Raw genomic sequence first — 4,504 nt, forward strand, 5'->3', positions numbered from 1 at the left:
CCGCCGCCTCCACGCGCACCCGCACTTCACCTGCATTGGGCTCCGGTAGCTGCTCAAATTCACGCAACTGCAAAACTTCTGGACCGCCAAATTGACTTGCAACAATCTTTTTATATCCGGCCATGACACCGTGACTCCTTGCTATATAAATACAATGCGAGTGTAAACATTCTCAATATCTATTCTGGGCACACTTGCCCAGCAAAACCCGCAGCCCAAGAAATTGCACCTGCTAGCAACTGCTGATGCTCTGGCTCTTCATACGACGCAGCGGTGTGACCCAGCGCCGAATAAAGCGCACGCCCTTTGCCCACGCAATGCGACCACACCAATGGATGATCTGCCCCCATACGAATGTCCTTCGGTTCTATAAATGGGAGAAGCCCCTCCACCGGCAAGTAACTGCTCTCGTCTATCGTAATTAAAATTTGGTAGCCTTTATCACGAGGATTATCGACAAAGGAGTACCACTCATCCGAGCGCACCCATACTTTATCTAGACCCACTGTCACTGGGTGGTCACTGTTTTCTATTAGTAGCGTGGCTTCTTGAATTTGCGGACCGAGAGTATGACCGTTAAATTTCGCGCCGATTAGCTCATCTTCATACCACTGCCAGTCGTAGCTCGGGTCACCGCCAGCGCCATGCAGACCGACAAAACCGCCACCCTGCTCGATCCAAGCTTTAAACGCCTCGCGCTGGTCCTTAGTTAGCACATTGCCACTGACGTTATTCCACACCACCGCTCGAAACTTCTGCAACTGTAGCTGATTAAATACCGCTCCATTTTCGGTGACATAGGATGTCCACCCCGAACGCTGAGCAATATCAGTGAGTACCGCATTTGCGGTGGCGATTTGTTTGTCATCACGAAAGCCGTTGGTCTTGGAGAAAATCAAGATTGCCTTTTCATCTAAGTTAGCAGGCAATTCTGGCGGCACAAATTCAAACACTTTCAGGCCGACCAAAGACCGATACACCATTGGGCCAATCCATAATGTTAAGCCCAGTAAAATTATGCCGGTGAGTGACAATAAGCCCCAAAGACTGTTCTTAATTACGCGATTCATTTTCAGCCTCAGCGTGGTAGTAAAGGCAACGCGCCCTTAATAGCGCCTATCGCCAGCGGTTCCATTAAGGCATAACCGGCCCGATTAGGGTGTACACCGTCGTTACCCAATTCAGCATTCAAACCATTGCTTTTGCTTTTTAACACCGAGAAATAATCTATGAACCTGATACCCCGAGCCGTTGCGACCCCTTTTAAGCGCGCGTTTAATTTAATAATGCGTTGTGCTGGTTGCAGCGCCGGTTGCCACGACCTCACCGAAATAGGCAGTATTGACGCCAAAACCACCTTGATATTATTGGCTTGGGCAATATCCAACATAGCTTCAATATTATTGACGATATCGTCATCGCGAATTGGCCCCGCATTTTGCAATAAATCATTAGTGCCAGCCATGATGTGAACAAGCTTAGGGCCCAATGCGACCACATCCGGATAGAACCGAAGGAGCATCTGGGAGCTCGTTTGTCCGCCGATACCGCGATCAATCACCTGCTGAGAAAACATCTTTGGTGCCGCATATATCCAATTTTCGGTGATCGAATCACCTAAAAATACTACTTCCGGCCTAATGTTCGTCTTTATTAACTCCGCGTTCGCCTCGCGGTATCGACAGAGCCCTGCCCAATCCGTCTGCTTAATCAGCTGTTCTCGCGTCATCATCTCGGCGATGAAGTTTGCAATACGAGGGTCTTTCATGAAATCCGAGGGTTCAAGCTTTATACCCGGCTTGAATGATAGCTCTCGTATCTCACTTAGTAACTCTGGGTCTGGCGGCGCTATCTGAGGACAGGGCCCAGGGGCTGCCGGGCCCTCATTATTCTGAGCCACGGCTGATAAGGACCAGAGCAGGCCGCTAAATAACAAAACGGCGAGGCCAGCGACACGACGCCCGTATGCCTCGCCAGCCAACCGAGAAAATATCCCCTTATAGTTCACTAACCACCCCTCTCGTGCGCATTTATTATTCGTTTACTTGCCCCTAAAAAGGCGGCTAGGCTAAACCTTGTCACACCAAATACGGCCAGTTCAGATAAAGATCTAAACCCACACCCTGACGTCAATTCATAAACTAGACAAACACCCTGATTTAATGAAATACTACAGTGACATTACATAAAATACCAAGATTTATAGACGTGGAACTCACCCGCAACGATCCGCTGCGAGCAGCTAATACTTTATTGCTTATATCGTTAAATTTCCCGACATAAGCCTAGGTCACACTGGCAAATATAAAATCATTCCGGCAAGAGGAAAGGACATGACATCTACGCTTTTCAAGTCAGTAATTACGCTGGCAAAAACAACAGCTGTTGCCGCACTCATCGGTGCTGCGCCGGTTTACGCCGCCGATGCGAAGGCACCAGGCTCACTCACCGTCAACGTCGATCAAGCTGGCGCTGTCATCAACCGCGACATATTTGGCCAGTTTGCAGAACACCTCGGCACTGGCATTTACGGCGGCGTTTGGGTTGGCAAAGATTCAAAAATCCCGAATGTCCGCGGCATACGCAGCGATGTTGTAAAAGCACTGAAAGACATCAAAGTACCCGTGGTACGGTGGCCCGGCGGCTGTTTTGCCGATGAATACCACTGGCGCGATGGCGTTGGTCCGGCAGACCAGCGCGTTAAAACCGTCAACACGACTTGGGCGGGTGCAGTCGAGCCAAATACCTTTGGTACCGATGAATTCATGGATTTCACCCAGCAGATTGGTGCCGAAGTCTATCTCTCGATTAACGTCGGCTCAGGCACAATAAAAGAAGCCGCTGACTGGCTTGCCTATATGACCGCAGTCGCGCCAGCGACCGCCGCTATGGAGCGCGCTGCCAATGGTCACAAAGAACCCTACAAGGTTAAGTACCTTGGCCTCGGCAACGAGATGTGGGGATGCGGCGGACCCTTTACGCCAGATGAATATGTCACAAAAATGAAGACCTTTGCCCACTTTGTACACAATCACAACCCAGAGCAAGCCGCGCCGCGTATCGACTATGCCGCCATCGCCAAAGACTTGATGACTGGCAAGCAGATGGATTCACTACCTGCCAACCCCAATGGTATGAAGCGAGTCGCCGCGGGACCAAACAGCTCTGACCCGAGCTACACCGAGACCATCATGAAGGCGTGGAAAACCAGAAGTCCAATCTATTGGGACATCGAAGGTATTTCACTACACCAGTACACCTGGGGACCAATGCCCTTCCAAGAACCTGCTACCGATTTTAGTGAAGCGCAGTACGCCACCGTGCTGCTGCACACCATGCATATTGAAAAGACCATTTCCATGCACTCAGCGATCATGGACAAGTATGACCCGAACAAGCACATTGCCCTGATCGTTGACGAATGGGGTGTTTGGCTTAAGCCGAAGCCAGGCACTGAGCCGATGTTCTTACAGCAAGAAAACTCGCTTCGCGATGGTATTGTTGCCGCGCTTAACATCAATATTTTTGCTCGCCACGCCGACCGTGTACGCATGACCAATATCGCCCAAATGGTCAATGTATTACAGACCATGATCATGACTGACGGCAAAAAGATGGTGCTCACACCAACGTATCAAGTTTATAAAATGTACGTACCCTTCCAGGACGCGCAATTTATTCCACTGAGCTTCGATGCTGGTGTTTACACAGTCGGCAATCTCGCCCTACCTAAAGTTGATGCCATTGCAGCGCGCGGCAAAGATGGCAAAATCTGGTTGTCACTGACTAACCTCGACGCCAAAAACGCAGTCGATATCCCCGTCAATGTGCCGGGTGTAAAAGCCAAAGCGGCTCGCGGTGACGTGTTGACTGCGAAGCGTTTTGACGTGATCAATACTTTTGATAAGCCCAACGAAGTCACCCCCAAAGCAGTGAAGTTTAAAGCTGCCGACGGAAAATTAATGATCAGCTTGCCACCGCACTCGGTGACTGTGGTTCAGTTGGTAGAGTAATTTTCTAAGAGAACAATTATGGACAGCAATCAAACATCCAGCACCCCACGCCTCGGCAAAATAGGCATTTGGTCTATGGAAATGCGCCGCGGCGACACGGAAACCACCGAAGCCGCGACCGAGTTAGACGAACTCGGCTACGGCGCACTGTGGGTGCCCGGCGCAATGGGCGGCGAGTTGCTAAGCGATATTAGCGGTCTACTGGCCGCCACCAAGACCATGACCGTAGCAACCGGCATTCTGAACATTTGGATGCACGAAGCCAGCGACGTTGGTCAGTGGTGGCATGCCCTACCCCCAGAGCAGAGGGAGCGCATGCTGCTCGGCCTTGGCGTTAGTCACGGTGTTATGGTTGGTGAAGCTTATAAAAAGCCGCTTAGCGCGATGAAAGCCTACCTAGCAAAATTAGCGGAAGAAGGCCTGCCTGCCGAGCAAATGTGCCTCGCTGCGCTAGGCCCTAAAATGCTAGAGCTAGCCCGCGACCAAACTGC

At 50.7% G+C, this 4,504-nt stretch carries 3 protein-coding genes and 1 pseudogene; 2 read left to right on the plus strand and 2 right to left on the minus strand.

Features of this window, described 5'->3' with window-relative positions; all coding sequences use genetic code 11:
* Positions 1 to 179: 179 nt before the first annotated feature.
* Positions 180 to 1,070, minus strand: coding sequence for a ThuA domain-containing protein (locus tag ABYT30_RS15980; RefSeq protein WP_373097481.1), 891 nt, complete (start codon positions 1,068 to 1,070; stop codon positions 180 to 182).
* 8 nt (positions 1,071 to 1,078) lie between these two features.
* Positions 1,079 to 2,008, minus strand: a complete 930-nt coding sequence (locus tag ABYT30_RS15985) for a GDSL-type esterase/lipase family protein (RefSeq protein WP_373097482.1) — start codon at positions 2,006 to 2,008, stop codon at positions 1,079 to 1,081.
* A 325-nt stretch (positions 2,009 to 2,333) separates the two neighbouring features.
* Between ABYT30_RS15985 and ABYT30_RS15990 the strand changes: the two genes are divergently transcribed.
* Both ABYT30_RS15990 and ABYT30_RS15995 read left to right on the plus strand, forming a co-directional pair.
* Positions 2,334 to 4,013: an alpha-N-arabinofuranosidase gene (locus ABYT30_RS15990; protein WP_373097483.1), complete on the plus strand. Its 1,680-nt coding sequence runs from the start codon at positions 2,334 to 2,336 to the stop codon at positions 4,011 to 4,013.
* A gap of 18 nt (positions 4,014 to 4,031) precedes the next feature.
* Positions 4,032 to 4,504, plus strand: a pseudogene (locus ABYT30_RS15995) (hypothetical protein); the annotation flags it as partial.

Origin of the sequence: Zhongshania sp. (assembly GCF_041623545.1) — a bacterium.
Lineage (GTDB): Bacteria > Pseudomonadota > Gammaproteobacteria > Pseudomonadales > Spongiibacteraceae > Spongiibacter.